Origin of the sequence: Mesorhizobium sp. AR07 (assembly GCF_024746815.1) — a bacterium.
Taxonomy (GTDB): Bacteria; Pseudomonadota; Alphaproteobacteria; order Rhizobiales; family Rhizobiaceae; genus Mesorhizobium.
The window spans coordinates 294,699-314,328 of record NZ_CP080528.1; the positions used below are offsets into that span (position 1 = coordinate 294,699).

Below are 19,630 nucleotides of genomic sequence, written 5' to 3' on the forward strand. Positions count from 1 at the left end.
GAGAGAGCGGGGTGTGTGTACTGATGGCCATTACTGGCAGGGATACTGCATTACTTTGTCTCTCCTGCTTACTATTACCTCTATGGGGGTGCTACGGCGGTGGTACGATTGCCGAGCGTGGGATTTTGCTGAATTCGCCGTCCTTCGTCCCGTCCGATTCCGCTCATGTGCGAGAAACTAGCGGGCCTCAGAGTCGAGGCTTTGAAGTGCCCGGGCAGAGGCCGGCGCAGCCAGTCGCAGCCACAGTGGAACGGAAGCTGCCGGTGGTATCGGATAGCAGGCGCGTAAGCCTCGACTATTCCAATGCGGACATCCGCCAAGTCGCGCAGGATGTCGTACGCGACGTTATGGGCATGCCCGTTACCATCGATCCTGGAGTTGGAGGGAAAATGACCCTTCATACAGCCCGCCAGGTGCCCGCGAGTGAGGTGCCACGGCTGCTCGATAAAGCACTGGCGCCGCATGGCTATGGACTGGCTGCAGGAGATCAAGGAGTTCGGGTAGGGCGCTTGGTCGACCTCGCCGGCGGCGTGCAGAGCAACGTTCAAGTTATTCCTGTGCGGTATGTAGATCCGGCTGAGGTCATCGGGGTAATCCGACCGAACTTGGAGGAGGGTGTGCATCTTACGCCAGCGCCCGGAGGGAGGGGGATTGTTGTCAGTGGGCCGCCCGGATCCGTGAGTTCTGTGCGGGAACTGGTCGGCCTTTTTGACACCGACGCTATGCTTCACAAGTCATTCGCACTGTATAAGCTGTCTCGAGCGAGCCCGGCCGACATTGAGCGAGAACTCAGTTTGCTGTTTACGAAGAATGGCCAGGACAGAGTCCTTTTCCAATTTGCGGCGTTAGAGCGACTGAATGGTATCCTTGTTGTGGCAGAAGATTCTGCAGCTCTCAAGCAGGTCCGCCGAGCGATCATCAAACTGGATAGTTCGTCGGAGGCGACGGCTAACATTCACGTGCGCCCACTGCTGTACCGGCGGGCTTCGGAAATGGCCCAGGTGCTGGCGCAAACGTTCGGCGCTGACGCGATCAGTGCCGTCTCGCGTGCACAGCCTGCGGGAAGGTTCGGGAACCTATCCGTGGGAAGTGGCGCATCCAATCAAGCAAGCCTGCCGGTAAATGTGCCAGGGTTGCCAGCCGAAATGCCCGATTCGAATGTCCCAAGTATACATCCGGTGGACGAAAGGGGGATGTCACCGAACCGCCTTGGCCTCTCGGCGCCGGTGCGTATCCAGGCGGACCAAGGACAGAACGCGCTGGTAGTGCTGGCAGCACCGCACGACTACAAGATCGTGGAGGCCGCGATCCGTCAGCTCGACGTCAAGCCTCGACAGGTTCTCATCCAAGCCATCATCGCCGAGGTGCGGCTGAACGATAGTCTGCGCTACGGGGTGGACTATCTTCTCTCCACCAGGAGCTTGGGAGCAGTTCCAAATGGTTTGTCGTATGTGTTTCCCAGCACGGACGTCAACATCGTGTTACATGGGTTAAGCGCGCTTGGGGAGGTTAAGGTTGTATCGGCTCCTCGCATTCTGGCGGTCGACAATCAAACCGCCACGATCCAGGTGGGCGATCAGGTCCCGATCCTCGTCCGATCATCGCAATCTAACATAAGCGAAAACTCACCCATCGTGAGCGATGTCGAGATGCGCGACACAGGGGTGATCTTGGCTGTTACGCCCAGAATTGGTGCCGGTGGTAGTATAACACTCGACACGTTTCAGGAGGTCAGCACCGGCAACAGGAACACGCTTACCAATGTTCAATCCCCGGTGATTTCGGTGCGCCGCCTCCAGAGTACCGTATCGATGCGAAACGGCGACACGATCGCTATCGGCGGATTGATGCAAGATAGCACTAACCAAGCCAATTCCGGGGTTCCTGTGCTGAAGGACATTCCGCTTTTAGGGGGACTGTTCCGCAGCACGGAATACGGCAAGGAACGGACTGAGCTCTTGATATTGCTCAACCCCCGCGTGGTTGACAGTGACGCCGACGCAAGAGCGCTGACGCAGGAGCTGCGTGAAAAGTTCGAGTTGCTGGCCCCCGACCTGGGCCGCCGGCTAACGCCGGCAGCTCAGCCGCAACGGCCGGTCCCAAGGCGACGGTGAAATGGGAGCAGCTGACCAACCGGCGGTGGTTTTTCTCACTGGCTCGGCTGCGGATTGGGGCGCGGGCTGTCCATGGGTCGCTCAACTCTGTGCTGCAGGGGTCGCTATGCGAGGCGAAGCCGCCGCGTCCTCTCAACGGAAATGCGCGCGTTCGACTCCCGGGCAGATCGACTACTTCAAATGGTTAAACTTTTATGCCGTGTTGCCGCAACTGATTTGGTGCAAGTGTAATGCGCCAAAAACAAGGTCTCGGCTAACCACAAGTCGCTTCCGTTAGACTAGTCGCACGAGCATGTGGACACCCAAAGCGTGACAATTCGGAAGGAATGACCGTGGTCAATTGCATTCTCGTTTGTACTTGTTTTGGACTATGACGGGTATTGGTCGACTTGGCAGCTCGTACAGTTGGCAAGTCAGAGTCAGCGGCGCGGAGGACACAGCTGGGCCCCGCGATCCTGCCTCTGGAGAAGGTGGCCCACAGTTCAATTCGCTCATGGATCGGACGCGCTCGGACCTTGAAACTCCAGAGGGTGGACCCGTTCGCACCGGTAATATCCTGCACGACGCGTCTCCCGATCCCTCTGTTGGCGCACGTGGGAGGCGGCGTGGTTTGCGCAGGGAGGAAAGCTGCTCGCATTTCGGAGACAAACCCTGGCACGGCGATCAGTCGGCCGAGGGCTCGCAATCGGTCGTGCGCCTGCCCCAGCGACACGATCGTGGCGCACTCAATCGGGAAGAAGGCTCCTCGCGCTCCGGTGACGAGCATTGGCGCGGCGATCGGACGGCCGTAGCCGCGCCGAGTGTCCATGCAAGCTTTGAGCGACCTGCTCCACGCTATTCAGACGAGCTTCTTGCCGCACTAAGAGCAATTTATCAAGCGCGCAACATCTGTGGATTCTCGACAGAGGTAGTAAAGTGTTCCAACCGCCTGCGGATGCCGGATAAAACTACGTTTCTACAAAAGGCCGCCGTCGATTTTGACAGCAAATACCTCTTGCGGTTGGAGGACGATATCGTCGCGGGGCGGTCATGGGGATACGCCACCACATGCAACGCGGTGAGCAAGGATGCGGGAGGGCAGGCGGGAATAGAAGCTTGCAGGGCCCTTGCTGCTCGGATATCGGGGCTCGATCTCGCGCTGATGAGGCAGATCGAACCCAAAGCGCACTCACTCCTCGCATTGTCATTCGGTCGGGACCCATTGTCGACGAAATGTCGCGACGGAACGATCAGAATCGCTCAAATCTGTCACCAACAAAGCGGAGTACTTGGTGAGCTGAGTGGTCAAGATCTGTCGTTACGGGCAAATGGTTTCAGAAGGTGGCCGGAAGAGGCGCACTGTCGCCAAGCCACAGCCGCAATCGCAAATGAGATCGTTCGCCGCGGTACCCGGATCGCTGGGTTTATTCCGCAGGACCTATCGCATCTCGCAAATGGATTCAGCAACTGGCCGAAGGACGAAGGCTACTGCCAAGCCGCAGGCGCGATCGCCAGTGGGGTTGTTGTCCGCGCCAAACGCGCCCGTGGGCTCTCTCGCTTTTTTCCACTCGAGTTGGCGACCCTTCCGAACGGTTTCAGCAAGTGGCCCGAAGAGCCGAACATGCGTAGAGCTCGCCGTGGACGGGTCACGCAGGCACGTTTATTGCCGGAAGACCGCTACGGGGGAGCCAGGAGGGGGAGGCCACCCCGCAGATCGGGCGAGCCACTGATGCTGGTGCTCAACCCCGCAGCGATCCCGGTCCGTCGTCCTGCGTACGGGTGTAAAGCCCCGCTTGCGTATCAGGCAGGGGTGCTCGGCCGCTCATAGGGCCAATGAACGGGCCCATCAATGGCTCTCAGTCTCGTCAGCTTCTCGAAAGCTGACCTCCTAATGTGAGCTCAAAAGTCCGCGACTAGCAGCTGCAATCTCCAAGACTGCATCAACTCGAGATCTAGACGGAGATGTAAAATGGATAGAATCAATAACACTGTTTACGCGGCAGCCTCACCCATGCAGCATGCAGCCTTTGATCACCACCTGCGCGAGGCAGCACAGCACCCAGCGCCGGCATCCAGCGCAGATCCTTCCCCTTGTGTTGGCTCTACCCAGCAAGAGGACCATCTCGGTGAGGCAGCCCAGCAACCAAAGCTTGTCGTCATCTCAAACCGCGTTTCGACATTTGACCCCCTGCAACCGAAGACGGGCGGCCTAGCCGCGGCCCTCGAGCCTGTCGTGGGATGTTTAGGCGCCCTCTGGATGGGGTCCTCGGGCAATTTGAGCGATGACAACGCCGCGACTGTGCAACTCATGCCACGTGGCGAGGGGCATGTGGCGAGGCTCGATCTGCCGAGCGCGCACTATCCTGGGTACTATGGAGGTTTTGCGAATTCGACATTGTGGCCGGCGTTTCACTCGCTGCCCGACCGAATTTCGGGTTCGCGGCAGCATTATGAAAGCTATTGCGAGATCAACGCCTTCATGGCTCGCGCGGCGTTCGACTTTAGGGATCGCGACGCATTCTGGGTGCATGATTATCACCTTATTCCGTTAGGCGCTGATCTGCATAGCCTCGGCATGGAGCGTCCGATCGGCTTCTTCCTACATACGCCATGGCCGGCGCCTGACATGGTGGAGCGAGTACCCAATCATCGTGAACTAATGCGATCGATGCTGGAGTACGATCTGCTCGGCTTTCAGACCAACTGTGATCTGAATAACTTCCTTGCCTGCCTACGTTCCCATCTTGGATTGGAGAGCAAGAACGGCATAGTGATCTCGGAGCGTGGTCGGACACGTTGCCAAAAATTTCCGATCGGTATCGATCCCAAGCAGTTCTCAGAATATGCTCCGAAGTCGCTCGTGGAGCACGAAAAGGATATCTCGGTTGTGCGGAAGAAGTGCGATGGCGCGAAGCTTGCCATCGCCGTTGATCGGCTCGACTATACTAAGGGTATTGACAACCGGATCGAGGCCTTCAATCAGGTGTTCGCAGCCGAGCCGCGTAGCATTTCGCTCTTACAGATCGCCTTGCCCTCACGCGCCGACGTCCAAGGCTATGGAGAGTATCAGGAGAATGTCGACAGGTTGGTCGCCCAGGTCAATAGCGAGCATCGCATCGGCGAATGGGAGCCGATTCAATATCAAAAGGAACCTTTCTCCCAAGCTAAACTCGCGGGTTATTACCGCGCCGCGCACGTCGGGGTAGTGACACCCTTGCGTGACGGCATGAATCTGGTAGCGAAAGAATATGTCGCTTCGCAAGATCCGAGCGATCCCGGCGTTCTGGTCTTATCGAAGTTTGCAGGTGCGGCCGAAGACTTCAATCACAACGAAGCGCTGGTGGTGGATCCGAACCGCCCTGACGAAATCGCGACCGCGATTTCCAAAGCGGCCAACATGCCATGCGAAGAGCGCGTCCAACGCTGGCGGGGGATGATGGATAAACTTGAAGCATATACGATCCACGATTGGTCGGCGGACTTCGTTCGGGAACTGGACAAAGGCCGGGTCACGGTGCCAGCGGATCACTTCCGACATCTCGGCTTCGGCTGGATCAACCAGGCGCAATTGCCCTTGTACAGAACCGGCTCCGAGTTGGACGCCGCGCTGAAGCGCGCAATGGATAGACATTGGGTCCTGCCGACGTGAGCGTAGCAGACCATGTGTCGTGTTGCCTCACCTAATTTTGTTACCGAGTGCCTCATCAGGAATGTTATTCGCCTTCACGGGTAACATTTTAGCCGCCTTGATGCACGGCGATCGGCTTTCGGCGGCCTGCATCGGCGATCTGGCCGCCCTCGGGGTGCATTTTGATAAGCCTCGTCGGGCGCCGGCGATGATCCGTCGTGATGGCAGGCGGGGGTTTGCAGGTTGCGGTCGACGGGTTCGTTTCGGGCGCCTGCGCCCCATCGTTATGTCGCGAGTTGGGGGATGCGATCGAGGACGATGCGCAGAATACGCTGGTCGGGGCACGATGTCGGCAGGTGCAGGCGGATTTGCGTTTTCATCTCGACCACCCGCGCAGCGATTTTGATGAGGCGCAATCGCAGCGTGTCAAATTGGGCGACGGCAAAGCTCGAGCGTTTCGGCATCGCAGCGCGCAGGCCCCACATTAGCCAGTAGGCGCCGGCATGCAGGAAGAGCCGGAACTGGTTGGCCGTCGCTCTTGTGCAGGATGTGCGGTCGGCGGCAAGATGCGTCTTCCAGGACTTGATGTGGTTCTCGGCCGCGCCGCGCCGGCAGTAGAGGTCCTCGTAGAGCGCCTTGGCCTTCCCACCGGCAAGATTGGTGACGATGAAGCGGGTGCCAGTCCCTTGAGTTCCGACCTCGACGCGGGCGATGATACGCTCGACGCGGCTCCAGCTGCCGGCGCCGTCGACAAACTCCTTGAAGCGGCGGACCTTGGCTGTTTTCGCCGACGCCTCAAAACGCGCCAGCGTGGTGGCTTCCAGATGCGCGACATGCTCGCGCAGCGTCGTGGTGGGCGCCACGCCGAGGATGAAGTCTACACCGTTTGCGCGGCACCAGCCAATGATCAGTGGACTGCAATAATGGCTGTCGGCCCGGATCAGGATCCGTGTGTTCGGCCAATTGCTCCGGATCGCCCGCACCAGGCGGCGCAGGTGGGGGCGGATTTCTGCCCCACTCGGCCGCTTGGCCGGCCGCAGGATCGCGCTGACGAACCGGCCATCGCCATCGAACACCACGATCGGCTGGAAGCCGTATTCGTCGTAATGCGCGTTGAACAGGCGCAATTGCTGGCCGCCATGCACGGCATCAAAAGTATCGTCGATGTCGAGCACGATCCGCTTCGGCACCTGCCGGAAGGAGGCGCAATAAAGGTCGACCATCGCTCGCCCCATGGCGACCAGCTCCCGCACGCCGGGCAGGTTCTCCAGCCGGCACAGCGTCGATTGCGAGGCCAGATCCCGCCCCGACGGCAGCGCATCCTGGGCCATCTTGAAGACCGGATCGGAGCGCAGCCGGTTGGCGTCGTTGCCGTCCTCGTAGCCGGCGGCGATCATCTTCATGCGAAAGCCGATCATGTCCGCCAGGCTGTGGACCACCTGGTCCGGGCAGCGCGGATCGTCGATGCAGCGCGCCAGACGCTCGGCCACCCGCAGCCGCTTTTCCACCTCGGCCAGAGCCAGAACACCGCTGTTAGACGACAGCATGCCGCCGTCGAAACGGGCGACGACGGACTTGCCGCCGACAGATGACAAGCCGCTCAGCGGCAGGGTAAGATCATTCATGGCGGGTGTGGTCTCCGGAAATGATTCGGATCGGCCTTAGCAACCAAATCCTAGGTCATTTCAACGGCTTGCGCCACATCCGCCAACCACCCTGAATTTTTCGGGTTAGGTGAGGCAACCAAGCCGCGCGGTAACATTTTCCTTGAGGCAACGCGACAACCATGCGGGAAGCGTCTCTGAACAATCGATCAGGCATTTCCCAAGGGACAGCGGTTCGCGCCGCGGCGAAGCAAACCCGTCCAACAGAGGACGCCAAGCGGGGGCGTAAAGGCCAAGCTCCGAAAGATCGCCAGGGGTGCTGTCACATTGATTGAGGGGTAAGGAAATTGAGGTAGCAGCGCGCCCATGACCGTGAGTGCACCGACCTACAAGAACCACCGCTATCCGATCGAAATCGTGGCCCGTGCTGTCTGGCTCTACTTCCGCTTCAATCTGAGCCTGCGCGATGTCGAGGAAATGCTGCTCGATCGCGGGATCGTCGTTTCCTACGAGACCATCCGCCGATGGTGCCGAAAGCACGGCCCTGATTATGCGCGCCGCATACGCCGCTAGTCGCCGACGGAAAGATGATGTCTGGCACCTGGATGAAGTCGCGGTGCGCATCAACGGTCAGAAGTGCTGGTTGTGGAGAGCGGTTGATCAGGACGGATATGTGCTCGACGAGATCGTCCAGACGCGTCGCAACAGCAAGGCCGCCAGGCGCCTGCTGACGCGACTTCTGAAGAAGCAGGGGCTGCCGCCAAAGCGTATGATCACCGACAAATTGCGCTCCTACGGGGCGGCCAAACGCCAGCTCATGCCGAACGTGGAACACCGCTCGCATAAAGGCTTGAACAACCGGGCGGAGAATTCTCATCTGCCGTTCCGAAAACGGGAACGAACGCGACAGGGTTTCCGGTCGGTCGGCTCATTGCAGCATTTCGTGTCGATCTTCTCCGCCGTCCGAAATCTCTTCGTCCCATCCCAGACCAACCGCTCCGCAGCACAAATTCGAACCCATCGACCCAGGCAATGGCCGCGTGGGAAGCCGTGAGTGCACGGCCTGCCTGAAAAGCGCGGTGTCGGCCTCACGCGGCCACATTTCAAACAACGTGACAACGCCGCCGCTGCCTATCAAGAGCACTCAGGGTGGATGCATATCAGATCTCATTCATAAGAAGGGCAGATGATCCAATATCGACATAGTATTTGCTTCTGGCCCGCGTTGAGTAGATTGGAATGTGAAAGACAGCTCGACGATTGAGCGGGCGCCCCTTCCTGGCGAGCGGAGTGATTTCGGAATTCCGTCGCCATGACGGGGAATGATCATTGGACCGAAAATGACTTGAATCGACAGCCTGTCCGAACCGATCGAGTCCATTGCGACGGCCGTCCGCATCGTTAGTCATCGACGTGATGCGAGGGTGCTCGCTAGTAGGTATGCTGCGTTGGCGGCCGTCACGAAAAGTGACCGTTCCGCCCCACCCGCGGGGCGGGCTACCGCGTCGCTGTGCCCGCACTTTGGGAGGTCGAGTGGGGCTCGTAAACGCTCAAGAAGCGATGTGGGCCCTTGGAGGATGTCCCGGCAAGGGTCTCGGCAGTCACGAGCTTGAGATAACGCAGCGACGAGGCGCGGACTAAAACTCCATTTCCTTGGCGGCCCAACCGACGGTCGCGCGGGCTCCAGCGAGTTCTTCACTATGTAGCCGAGAGGTGCACGTGATCGATCTGCCTTCCTATAGTTCACGAGAGGCCGCCGCCATTTCGCGTCTTGCAACTCGCTTGCCGGCCGCTTTCAGCCTCGCTGGCATCGACGTGGCAGCCGTCATGCCCGATTGGACACCTCCGCCTGTCCCGGCAGATTGCCGCCGGCTTATGGTACGCCTACACGGGCACAATTTCCGCATCGCGATCCACTCGACTCTCCTTCCGCCCGTAGCGGTGACACATTGGCCAGACATCACGACGCTGCCACTGGATCCCGGCTTGCGGGAAATCCTGTTCGACATCGTTCTACGCGAGGTGGCGATCCAGGTGGAACGATGGTGCGGTCAGCGGCCCATCTGGTCTTCGTCCGAGATCACCGAAGTGCTCCCCTACGCGATTGGGATTGTTCGCTTGGACGGTCCGGACAAACTCCTCGGGCTAGTAGAATTCGATGCCGACGGACTCGAATGGATCACCATCTGCTGCTGCGATCGGATGCCGGTCGTGTGCGCACTCCTCGACGATCTGGCGTTGTCTCTCGATCTAAGAGTCGCCCGTGTGAGCCTTAGCTTGGCGGAACTACAGGCACTCGCGCCGCGCGACGTCATCCTGCTCGACGCCTCACCGGTCGCTCGTGACGGCGCGATGACCGTTCTACTGTGCCTGTCTGGCAATGCACGATTTCGCGCCTCGATCCTGGATGGCCGCCTTGCAGTACTCTCAGCGGTGGATCACATGATGGGTAAATCAGACTCTCTCCCTTCGGAAACCTTCGACAGCATCGACCTAGTGGTCGATGTGGAGGTCGGACGCCTGACCATGTCTCTCAAGCAGCTTCGTGAACTCGCTGTGGGCCAGGTATTGGATCTCGGCTTCGACGCCACGACCAATATCACTTTGCGAGTCAATGGCCAGGTGGTCGCTGCGGGCGAGTTGGTGCGCATCGCCGATCGGACAGGTGTGCGTGTCGCAGACATCCGCCTAAAACGCGCCGAGTCATGAACACCGGGTTGCCTGATCCCGTTACAATGATCGCCTTGATCGGCGCGATCGCGGTCGTCCCGTTCCTTGCGATTACGGTTACGTCGTACGTCAAGCTCGTGGTCGTGTTCGGCCTGATCCGAAATGCCCTCGGCGTCCAAAACATCCCGCCGAACATGGCGATGAATGCGGTCGCCATCCTGCTCTCGGTATATATCATGCAGCCAGCGGCCAAGAACGCATATGAAGCAGTGCGGCACAAGGAGATCGTGTTCGAAGATCTCCGTGGGCTCGGCGAAACGATACCGCTTGCTGTAGAGCCCTTTCGCAATTTTCTCCTGAAGAACACGTCGCAACAGGAACGACAATTCTTCGCCAATGCGACCCGTGAATTGTGGAACGAACGGGACGCCGATGCGGTAAGCGATAGCGATTTTATGATTGTGATCCCGGCATTCATAACATCCGAGTTGGAGGACGCGTTCAAGATAGGTTTCCTGCTGTTCCTGCCCTTCATCGTCATCGACCTCGTGATTTCGAACATCCTTCTGGCGATGGGTATGATGATGGTTTCGCCGATGACGATCTCCCTGCCCTTCAAACTGTTCTTGTTCGTCTCTGTGAACGGATGGCAGCGCCTGATTCACGGTCTCGTCTTGTCCTATGCGGGACCATCGTGATGAGTACCGCCACTCTGGCCAACATGGCCGTCGACGCGCTGAAACTGACTCTGGTTTTGTCGATGCCCACGATCGTCGTTGCTACGGCGGTTGGGCTGGTCGTCAGCTTGGTGCAGGCCCTAACCCAGGTTAATGAGCAGACACTTCCGTTCGCGGTGAAATTGATATGCGTGAGCCTGGTTTTGATGACAACTGGGAGCTGGATCGGTGGGGAGCTCTACCAGTATACGCTAAACGTTTTCGACAATATCGGAGCCATGTAAGTGCAACGGTTCAAGAATAATCCCGACCGGTCTGCCCTCTCCCGCGGCAATTATGCGGGCGATCCTAGCGAGGCACTCTCGACCATCTTACTTGGTCCGTCTGATGTCGCCACTTGATCCATCTCTCTTGCACACTGCCCTTGTCGTCTTTGCGCTCGCGACGACTCGTACGACGGGCATGATGCTGATTATACCTATTCTAGGGCGCGGCATTATGACCGGACTGGCGCGAAACGGCACGATCACGGCATTAAGCTTCCCGGTGATGGCGCATGCTTGGGCAACTAGGCCTGCGAACCTCGACACCTGGGATCTGACGCTGGTCATGGGCCTAGTGCTGAAGGAACTCTTGCTCGGGCTGGTACTCGGCATACCAATTGCCGCGACCATCTGGGGTGTTGAGGCGGCGGGCACCTTCATTGACAACCAAAGGGGCGCCGCGATGGCAAGCCTCTTGAATCCGGCGAGCGGCAATCAGGTTTCGCCGCTTGGAACGCTGTTCGCCCAGCTCTTCGTCACATGGCTGTTTGCCACTGGCGGCTTCTCCGCATTGATCGAAGCGCTCTACCGCTCCCATGAGGTCTGGCCTCTGTGGAGCTTGCAGCCGGCGTTCGGTCCGGCATTCCCAACGGGGGTTCTGCATCTCGCAGATGTCGTCATGCAACTGACTTTACTTCTCGCCGGTCCAGCCATCGTTGTTATGTTCCTCAGCGAATTGGCTCTGGCACTGATCGGCCGCTTTGCACCGCAACTGCAGGTCTTCTTTATCGCCATGTCGGTCAAGAGTGCGGTGGCCCTCCTGGTCTTGGTCCTTTCGCTCATGATCGTTCTGACGGAGGCCGATCAACGCGTGCCAACACAAGGCGCAATATTCAACCTCATCAGCACGTGGTTGTCATGAGCGGCGGGAAGACCGAAAAGCCTACCCCCAAAAGGCTGCGCGACCTGCGCAGGAAGGGACAGGTGGCGCGGAGCAATGAAGTCGTTTCCGCAGCACTGACCATCGCATTCTTCGCTCTGTTCTTCGCCTCCTTGTCCGGCATGATAGACCGCCTTGAGGCAATGATCCTGCTGCCTATACCGCTTCTCGAAGGCGACCTCCTGAGCGTCACTCAAAAGCTCCTACAGTCCTATATTGCCGAACTACAACATATGCTCGCGCCCTTCATCGGCATCGTTCTGGTGATCGGCGCGGGCGCCAACGTCTTACAGAATGGCCCGATGTTCACGCCCAAGGCGGCCGCCCCGGCGCTGACTAAGCTGACCCCCAGTGAGAACGTCAAAAGGATGGTTTCGTTGGGGAATTTCATTGAATTGGCCAAATCGATCGGAAAGATCTTGGTACTCGGCTCGGTTCTGCTGCTCGTGCTGCGCGACGGTGTGCATGCGCTCGTCTGGACCCCGAGTTGCGGGATATCCTGCTTAAGAGTGATGACTGGTAACCTGCTGCTCGGTATCGCCATCTATGCGGCATTGAGTTTTCTCACGGTGGCGATTGGGGACTTCGCATTCCAGCGTTGGCAATTCACGAAGAAAAACATGATGTCGAAGGAGGAGGTGAAGCGAGAATACAAGGAGAATAACGGTGCCCCCCTGGTCTTTGCAAAACGCAAACAACTCCACATGGAGTTGCTCACCAAAGGCATAACCAACCGGTCGCGCAGGGGACCGTCTTGATCAACAATCCGATGTATTTTTGCGTGGCGATTTATTGCGGATCGGAAGCGTACTCCCTTACCCCTGATCAGTGCCATCGGTACCGATCTCATGGCGCAGCATAGGACCGGCGCCACGATGGCTACCGCTGTGCCGGTGATGTGAAACCATCCGCTGGCGCACGCGCTGCTGGATGACGGTCTAGTAGACGAATATATTCCATCACATCTACCTGTCGCGGAGGTTCTTCGAGCTCTTTGTAAAGCTGGAGACCGGGGCCGGCGATCGGTCGCGTCAATCACTGTTTCAGCTGGCCTACGGTACAAGATTTCCTGCGGCTTCGGATTAATTGCTGAGTCCCATATTCATTTTGTATGTGCTCATAACGGCTTAATATTTGTTATGCATGTCATGACGTTATAGTAGATATGGACTGATATCTTTGGCGCGCCGAAAAGGGAATGAGCGCAGCCCACTGGCACAGTTCGCTTCGATGTGCGCTGCCCAGACGTAGCTTCGACAGGAGCGAGCACGGAGCCTTAAATGGTGGGGAACATGCGGATCCACCCAGCCTTGCACCACCCAGCCACGGAACGGCAAGTCGGCCAGCGAGCAAGCCCGTACCTCGGCAATTTGCAGTGCACTGCCGCCGGGACCCAGAAGTATAGAGGTTGGCGGGACGCCCAAGCGATCCGCCGTAAGACCGCGCGGAGCCGAAGTGATGTCTGATTGGACAGTATTCGAAACGGCCCCTTCACGCCTTTGCCCTGATCGGATGGCGATCGAGCCGATCCCGGTCCAGGTGGGCTCATGGCGCGGTGAAGCTGTTCGCCTGGCGGGGCCTACACACGCGACCCTCTTGGAACAGGCAAGGGAAGAACGCACTTTCGGTTTTTCCGAGGCGATCGAGTCAAAGGCGCTAACTGAGCGCAAAATCTCGGAGGGGCGCATAGCGGCGTCGCTCAGCGCGGTCCATGACATTGATGCCTATTTCGAACGTCTCCCGTATTTCGATCATACCGAGTTGCCGGGGCTGTTGCGCGATATCCGCAGCGACGATCCTGCCTTGCAGGACATACTCCGAAAAGTTCGCCAGCGGTTCGCTGACCCCTCTTATGCCTATGCGGCACTCGATCTGGCGGCACGAGAGTTGCGACGCGAGGGCCTCGACCAGCTTGCCGTACGGACGGATGGGGCCAAGGCCCAACTCATGGCCAAGCAGGGGGTGGCTATTCGTGCCGGCCTCAATGTTTCCGTGGCAGCGTCTGAAGTAGCGGCGGGTGATCAGAGGCTCGCTGCAGAGCTGCGTGATTTGTATCGGGCCACGGTCTCCGGCGATCCAGGACCGCTCCGGCTTTATAGGGAGATTCTCAGTAAGTTTGGAGTCGAGGGCTTTGCACGGCATGTCGCTTTTCTTACGCGTGCGCTCGGCGAGGACATCGCTTCGGCTGGGCCGTCGGTCGAGCCTGCTCGGCTATGGGAGATCCTCAGCGGATTATCGGCGCTGCGCGTGCTGGATACCGTGCACGAGTGCTGCCAAAAGATGGTAGAACGGATACGGCGGCGGCCAGATACCATCGACATCACCGCTACCGGCGTGATGCGGCAATTATTGCCGCTGGTGGAGAATACCGTTCCTGGTCCGTCGAAGATCATTCCCATTCCTGAACGGTTAGGAATCCCTCCCGTTCCCCTTGATCTGCAGATTGCCGTACTGCGCGAATATCGAGATCTTCTCGCGATGATTCCGGTCGGAGTCTACCGCGATTTGGAGGCAAGAAAAACGACGTTGCGGGCAGTAGAGGAAGCGATGGACATTCGCATTGAACGGGAAGAGAGTGCATGAGCGCCCAGGCTTCTATTCAAGCGTTTTGCTCGTCGATGGGACTTCCACCTCAGCCGCCGCCATTAACGCTGCGTTTTGAACGTTCCGGCGATCTCCACATGGAGTGTCGCGATGGCTCTGTCGTAATGTACTTAACACGCGCCATGCCGCTTCACCGCAAGGGGATCGCCGCGGCAGCTCTCAAAGCGGTACACCCGGATCGTACGCTGCCGCACATTGTGAACGTCGCCTTTTATGGCAAGGCGCTGCTGGTCCTGCTCATCAGCATGGCTGAGAACCGCGCTGATCTTCCAACTCTAGAAACCGCGGCGCAGGTTCTCGTACGGCTCGTCGACGAAATTGATGCCGCGGCGCGGTGACATATGATTAGGATCGATTCCGGTAGCTTGAATTCTGCTCCAACCGTCTCTGGATCGGCGGAACTGCGGCGAACAGGCCTGATAGTCGATGCTCGGTCGGCTTTGCAATTCGATCTGCTATACGTCGCTCCCACCGTGGATGACCTGATGATGGCCGCCTTCGCGCCTCCGATCGCTAATCCCGGAATCCTTGAGCCGCCGACATACGCCGTGACCCTCAAAGCCGCACATGCATCGCTGGCTGATTTGGCTGCGCAAACTGGAGACCCAGATCGTGCCGTGCTCCGGGACGCCCTCTCGGTACTCGATCGGGCGCAGTTCGACCGTTTCCTTTTCGACGACGCTTGCCGTGCTTTGATGCGAGGATAGACCCGATGACTGAGCCGTTTATCAGTCCCGACAAGCGCGATGCGCTATCGGTGCTAGCGTATCTCTACATTAAGTTTGGCTTTCTTCACGATGCATCCAAGCTTCTGCTCGCCCTCGATCATGTTGACTCGGGATGGGGCTGGGCACGACATGCACGCTGTCTGGCATTGCTGCGAGCGGGAGACTGCGAGGAGGCCGCAGCCGAGGCTGGCCGGCTTCTGGTTCACGCGCTGAATGATGAGGAGCGATTCCGGATATTGCAGGTGCGGGTCAAGGCCTATTGGAAACTCGGCCTCAAATCGGAGGCGAGAGCATGTCAGCGAATGGTCACAGTCCTGCTGACACAGGCGGCTGAGCCGGATGCGTCGCTCGGAAGGATAGCGTGAATTTTCTCAACAAGGTCCTGGCAGTTGCTACTGGCCGAAACGACATTATTCTGGCGGGGCTACTAGTTGCGATCATCTTTATGATGATCATTCCACTGCCGGCGGTTCTGATGGATGTGCTGCAGGCTATCAATCTTGGGGTCTCCGCGCTGCTGCTGATGGTCGCGGTCTATATTAAGTCGCCCCTCGCGTTCGTCTCCTTCCCCTCGGTGCTTTTGCTGACAACGCTCTTTCGGTTGTCCCTCGGCATCGCTGCGACACGCATGATCTTACTGCACGCAGACGCTGGTCAGATCATCAAGGCTTTCGGCGATTTCGTGGTGGCCGGGAATCTCGTGGTGGGCGCAGTTACTTTCTTGATCATCACCATCGTGCAGTTCGTAGTCGTCACGAAGGGGTCCGAGCGCGTGGCTGAAGTCGCCGCACGCTTCTCGCTGGATGCGATGCCGGGCAAGCAGATGAGCATCGATGGCGACCTGCGTGCAGGCGCCATCAATATTCAGGAAGCCCGTCGGCGCCGCATCGCCATCGAGCGCGAAAGCCAGTTGTATGCCGCCATGGACGGTGCCATGAAGTTCATCAAAGGTGACGCAATCGCAGGCTTGATAAGCATCGTCGTGAACATCATTGGCGGCATAGCGGTTGGTGCTCTGCAAAAGGGCATGAGCCTGTACAAAGCGCTCGAGATTTACACCATCCTGACCATCGGCGACGGGCTCGTCGGTCAGATCCCGGCTCTCTTCACCTCAATCACGGCAGGCTTTATCGTCACGAGGATAAGCGACAAGGATACGGGCTCAGATCTAGGCAGTGAGATTGGGGACGAGATCACAGCCCAGCCACGTGCCCTGATCGCAGGATCCTTCATCCTACTTCTGTTCTCCTTGGTACCTGGCTTTCCTTTGGCAATTTTCGTGATATTGGCAGTATTGGCTGGAGGCGGTGGCTGGTTGTTGCAGCGCAGGCGGTCGCTTTCAGCGCCGTCGAGTTCCTACTCTGTCGCAGGCATCAGGGCGCCCGTGTCGGCGTCGGACGGGCCGGCTGTACGGAGCGGCGAAGGCGGCAATGCAATCACGCTAACGGTTCCTCTGATGCTCGACATTAGTCGAGACGTTCAGACCATCTTCCGGCCAGACTGGCTGGACAAGGAGTTGGCCGCTGTGCGGCAGGCGCTTCTTCTCGATCTTGGCGTTCCCTTTCCAGGCATTAATCTGCGTGTCAGCGACAGCAACAAGGATGGCGCTTACACGATCATGGTAAATGAAATTCCATGTGGTGAAGGATCATTACGGGCGCATCACCTCCTGGCTCGTGATATCCCCGAGAACCTTGAAATCGTGGGCATTCCGTATCTGCTCGATAAGCCATTCCTGCCTCAGATCGAGACCACTTGGGTGGAGATGGCACATCGCGAGTCGTTGCAAGCCGCCAGCATCCCATTTTTGGAACCGGTTCAGATCCTCAGCTACCACATTGGCCATGTCCTGCGTCGGCAAGCAGATGAGTTTGTCGGAATCCAGGAAACAAAAAATCTGCTGAATCAGGTGGAAAGATCTTTTCCGGAACTCGTAAAAGAGGTGCTGCGGACCATTTCTCTGCAGACGATTTCTGAGATCTTGAAGCGACTGGTTTCCGAGGAGGTTTCGCTGCGCAACATGCGCACTATCCTCACCGCGCTGGTCGAATGGGGACAGAAGGAAAAAGACACAGTTCTGCTCACGGAGCATGTGCGCTGTGCATTGAAAAGGCAAATCTGTTTTCGGCATTCTGTCGGCAGGACCCTGTTGCCGGCCTACATACTTTCGCCGGAAGTGGAAGACACGGTGCGCAATGCCATTCGGCAGACTTCCGCGGGCAGTTATCTCGCCCTCGACCCTCGCACCACACGGCAAATCGTCGATAAGGTGCGGGATGCGATAGGCAATGTCGGCCAGCAGCCGCACAAGCCTGTGCTGCTGACCTCTATCGATATCCGCCGATTCATGCGCAAGATTATTGAAGTCGATCTCTACGGGCTACCCGTGCTCTCCTATCAGGAACTTACGCCCGATATCTCCGTACAGCCGTTGGCAAGGATATCGCTGTCGTGAGAAATACCATGGAAGAAGTGACTCTGGCTGGCGATGATGCCAAGCTGACCCTGCGTGTGCTGGCCGGTCCCAACCGGGGTGCAGAGACCCCGCTCGAGGAAGGCGTCTGGCTAATCGGTGCCAGTGACACCGATGACCTCACCTTCGCTGATCCGGAACTGGCTGCCACACATCTCCGCATTACTGTCGAGGCCGGACGCATCCACGTAGTTGCCCTGGCACCGGGTGTGCGCGTCGGGACCAAAGACCTTCCAGTGGGCGACTGGACGGTGCTCAATGCGCTGACACCGGTTCAGGTCGGGCGGACGATTTTTGGGATTGGTCCGGCCGGGAGCAGCTTTCCCCAGGCGGACGCCATGGGAGGCCTGGTGCCGGGCACTTCCGCGCAACTTTCGGCCCCTCCCGAACTGGCGTCGGCCTCGATGGGCCGACAGATGCATGTCATGGTAGGCGTGATACCGCGTCAATTACGGCTCGGGGCGGTAGTTTGCACTCTCCTGATTATGCCGGTCGTCGTGTTTTGGGCTGCCATAGGGCGAGTTCCCCCCTCCGCCTCGGAAGCCTCTCCGGCCAATGACCCGCTGATGATGGTGCGAGACATCATTCGCGACTTAAACATCGCTCACAACGTCAACATCACCTCCGTTGATGACAAACTGGTCATTGAAGGAGACCTACGACCTGGAGACGATGCCAAGCTGAGAGCCGCCCTGAGCACGGCCGGCCTTGAGGCGGAAGTGTTATCCAAACGGCCGACCACTCTGTCGGATTCGCAGATCATCGATCTCGTAACGACGGTCATAAGCAGCTTCGGAATCGAGGGCAGCGTGCGGGTGATCGGCCCCGGAGAGATCACGATAACAGGATATGGACCTAGCGATGCGAAGGTCCAAGCGGCACTTCACCGCCTGCAGCAGGATATTCCAGGGCTAAGTGAAGTTGAAAACGCGATCGTGACACCCGACCGAGCTCGCGTTTTTCTAGAGACCGCGATAACGGACCAACTGCGTCGCTCCATTCACATCTTAACCAAGGCAGACGGCGTGCTCGTTTCAGGGACTCTGACTCCGATTGCTTTTGAAGCGTGGCAGAAGGTCGCTTCTCGCTTTCAGGAGAAGTTCGCACCCTACATTCCGCTTGAGACGCAGTTCACGCCGGTCATATTGCCGGCGCCGAGAGGTGTATACCTCGGCCGAACGCCGTTCATCGTTGTTGAGAATGGAACGCGCCTGAAGGTCGGAGACAGTCTCGAGAGCTTGGGCCAGATCGTTGACATAGATCGAGGCGGAATTTTTGTGCGCATCGGCGCCGATGAGGTGCATGTTTCTTACCCGAGCAAGCCGAGATGGATAGTCGAGGAAAAAGGATGAGCGACGTCATGGCCATGTTTGAATTGCAGAGGCAGTTGCTAAGGGATTTCGACGGTGCAAAAAGATCTGCCCTAGAGAGGGAATTCGATACCTGCCGGCAATCGTTGAAACGTGAAATGGATGTTGGCGTTTCGAGGCAGGAATTCGAGGTCTTGGCGGTCATGCTGGACGCGATAGATGCGGCCACAGAGATCATCAACTCGATTTGGAGTGAGTATCGTGATAAGGAACTACCCTTAGGTTGGAGATAATTATGTCGCGCATTTCTGGCCCTAACCTTAACGCCAGCAGCATCACTAGCAACATCGGCAGTGCCACTGTTTCAGCAGAAAGGAATTTTAGCAGCCTCATGACATCTATGGATCCGGATACCGCGTCAGATCTACTTAAAGTTCAATCCACCGGTCAGCAATGGACCCTGAGTCTAGCTTTGGAATCAAGCGTGATCGGGATGATTTACAACGCTCTGAAGGGAGTAGTGCAGAAAATCGGCTGAACATTCGGCTAGATCGGAGGTGCGGTGCCACGAAGTCGAACGTGCCCGCCATAACCGGGCAGCGCCTAACTCAACCACGGGAAGAACCTAGCGAGGTTATCT

16 protein-coding genes and 1 pseudogene are annotated in these 19,630 nt (G+C 58.1%); 16 read left to right on the forward strand and 1 reads right to left on the reverse strand.

Features of this window, described 5'->3' with window-relative positions; translation table 11 throughout:
* Positions 1–245: 245 nt before the first annotated feature.
* On the forward strand, positions 246–2,114 hold the full coding sequence (locus tag BPNPMPFG_RS37560; protein ID WP_258598876.1) for a secretin GspD/PilQ domain-containing protein: 1,869 nt from the start codon (positions 246–248) through the stop codon (positions 2,112–2,114).
* Positions 2,115–4,062: 1,948 nt separating this feature from the next.
* On the forward strand, positions 4,063–5,742 hold the full coding sequence (locus BPNPMPFG_RS37565; protein ID WP_258598878.1) for an alpha,alpha-trehalose-phosphate synthase (UDP-forming): 1,680 nt from the start codon (positions 4,063–4,065) through the stop codon (positions 5,740–5,742).
* A gap of 263 nt (positions 5,743–6,005) precedes the next feature.
* Here the strand turns inward: BPNPMPFG_RS37565 and BPNPMPFG_RS37570 are convergent, their stop codons facing one another.
* Positions 6,006–7,346, reverse strand: a complete 1,341-nt coding sequence (locus tag BPNPMPFG_RS37570; protein ID WP_258598879.1) for an IS1380 family transposase — start codon at positions 7,344–7,346, stop codon at positions 6,006–6,008.
* Positions 7,347–7,691: 345 nt separating this feature from the next.
* On the opposite strand from BPNPMPFG_RS37570, the pseudogene BPNPMPFG_RS37575 reads away from it, so the two are divergent.
* The 14 genes and pseudogenes from BPNPMPFG_RS37575 (at position 7,692) to BPNPMPFG_RS37635 (ending at position 19,528) form a co-directional block, all read left to right on the forward strand.
* Positions 7,692–8,396, forward strand: a pseudogene (locus BPNPMPFG_RS37575) (IS6 family transposase).
* Between the two features lie 648 nt (positions 8,397–9,044).
* Entirely contained in the window at positions 9,045–10,034 is a 990-nt protein-coding gene (gene sctQ, locus BPNPMPFG_RS37580; protein ID WP_258598880.1) for a type III secretion system cytoplasmic ring protein SctQ, read from the forward strand.
* Positions 10,031–10,693 (forward strand): type III secretion system export apparatus subunit SctR, encoded by a 663-nt coding sequence (sctR, locus tag BPNPMPFG_RS37585; RefSeq protein WP_258598881.1) that lies wholly within the window; start codon positions 10,031–10,033, stop codon positions 10,691–10,693. The genes sctQ and sctR overlap by 4 nt, the downstream gene beginning before the upstream one ends.
* Complete coding sequence (gene sctS, locus BPNPMPFG_RS37590) at positions 10,693–10,956, forward strand: type III secretion system export apparatus subunit SctS (RefSeq protein ID WP_183455434.1); 264 nt, start codon at positions 10,693–10,695, stop codon at positions 10,954–10,956. The genes sctR and sctS overlap by 1 nt, the downstream gene beginning before the upstream one ends.
* 103 nt (positions 10,957–11,059) lie before the next feature.
* A complete protein-coding gene (gene sctT, locus BPNPMPFG_RS37595; RefSeq protein ID WP_413776946.1) occupies positions 11,060–11,857 on the forward strand; it encodes a type III secretion system export apparatus subunit SctT in 798 nt (265 codons plus the stop codon).
* A complete protein-coding gene (locus BPNPMPFG_RS37600) occupies positions 11,854–12,633 on the forward strand; it encodes an EscU/YscU/HrcU family type III secretion system export apparatus switch protein (RefSeq protein WP_258598883.1) in 780 nt (259 codons plus the stop codon). Before sctT ends, BPNPMPFG_RS37600 begins: the two co-directional genes overlap by 4 nt.
* Positions 12,634–13,333: 700 nt before the next feature.
* The gene (gene sctW, locus BPNPMPFG_RS37605; RefSeq protein ID WP_258598885.1) at positions 13,334–14,458 is read left to right on the forward strand and encodes a type III secretion system gatekeeper subunit SctW; all 1,125 of its coding nucleotides are present in this window, start codon (positions 13,334–13,336) and stop codon (positions 14,456–14,458) included.
* Positions 14,455–14,817, forward strand: a complete 363-nt coding sequence (locus BPNPMPFG_RS37610) for a type III secretion system chaperone family protein (RefSeq protein ID WP_183455438.1) — start codon at positions 14,455–14,457, stop codon at positions 14,815–14,817. Before sctW ends, BPNPMPFG_RS37610 begins: the two co-directional genes overlap by 4 nt.
* Before the next feature lie 3 nt (positions 14,818–14,820).
* Positions 14,821–15,186 (forward strand): type III secretion apparatus assembly protein SctX, encoded by a 366-nt coding sequence (gene sctX, locus BPNPMPFG_RS43405; RefSeq protein WP_413776947.1) that lies wholly within the window; start codon positions 14,821–14,823, stop codon positions 15,184–15,186.
* A gap of 5 nt (positions 15,187–15,191) precedes the next feature.
* Positions 15,192–15,572, forward strand: a complete 381-nt coding sequence (locus BPNPMPFG_RS37615; RefSeq protein ID WP_183455440.1) for a hypothetical protein — start codon at positions 15,192–15,194, stop codon at positions 15,570–15,572.
* The gene (sctV, locus tag BPNPMPFG_RS37620; protein ID WP_258598886.1) at positions 15,569–17,662 is read left to right on the forward strand and encodes a type III secretion system export apparatus subunit SctV; all 2,094 of its coding nucleotides are present in this window, start codon (positions 15,569–15,571) and stop codon (positions 17,660–17,662) included. The genes BPNPMPFG_RS37615 and sctV overlap by 4 nt, the downstream gene beginning before the upstream one ends.
* A gap of 8 nt (positions 17,663–17,670) precedes the next feature.
* Positions 17,671–19,032: a type III secretion system inner membrane ring subunit SctD gene (gene sctD, locus BPNPMPFG_RS37625; protein ID WP_258598887.1), complete on the forward strand. Its 1,362-nt coding sequence runs from the start codon at positions 17,671–17,673 to the stop codon at positions 19,030–19,032.
* Positions 19,029–19,283: an EscE/YscE/SsaE family type III secretion system needle protein co-chaperone gene (locus tag BPNPMPFG_RS37630; protein WP_183455443.1), complete on the forward strand. Its 255-nt coding sequence runs from the start codon at positions 19,029–19,031 to the stop codon at positions 19,281–19,283. Before sctD ends, BPNPMPFG_RS37630 begins: the two co-directional genes overlap by 4 nt.
* Before the next feature lie 2 nt (positions 19,284–19,285).
* Complete coding sequence (locus BPNPMPFG_RS37635; protein WP_258598888.1) at positions 19,286–19,528, forward strand: EscF/YscF/HrpA family type III secretion system needle major subunit; 243 nt, start codon at positions 19,286–19,288, stop codon at positions 19,526–19,528.
* Positions 19,529–19,630: the final 102 nt, after the last annotated feature.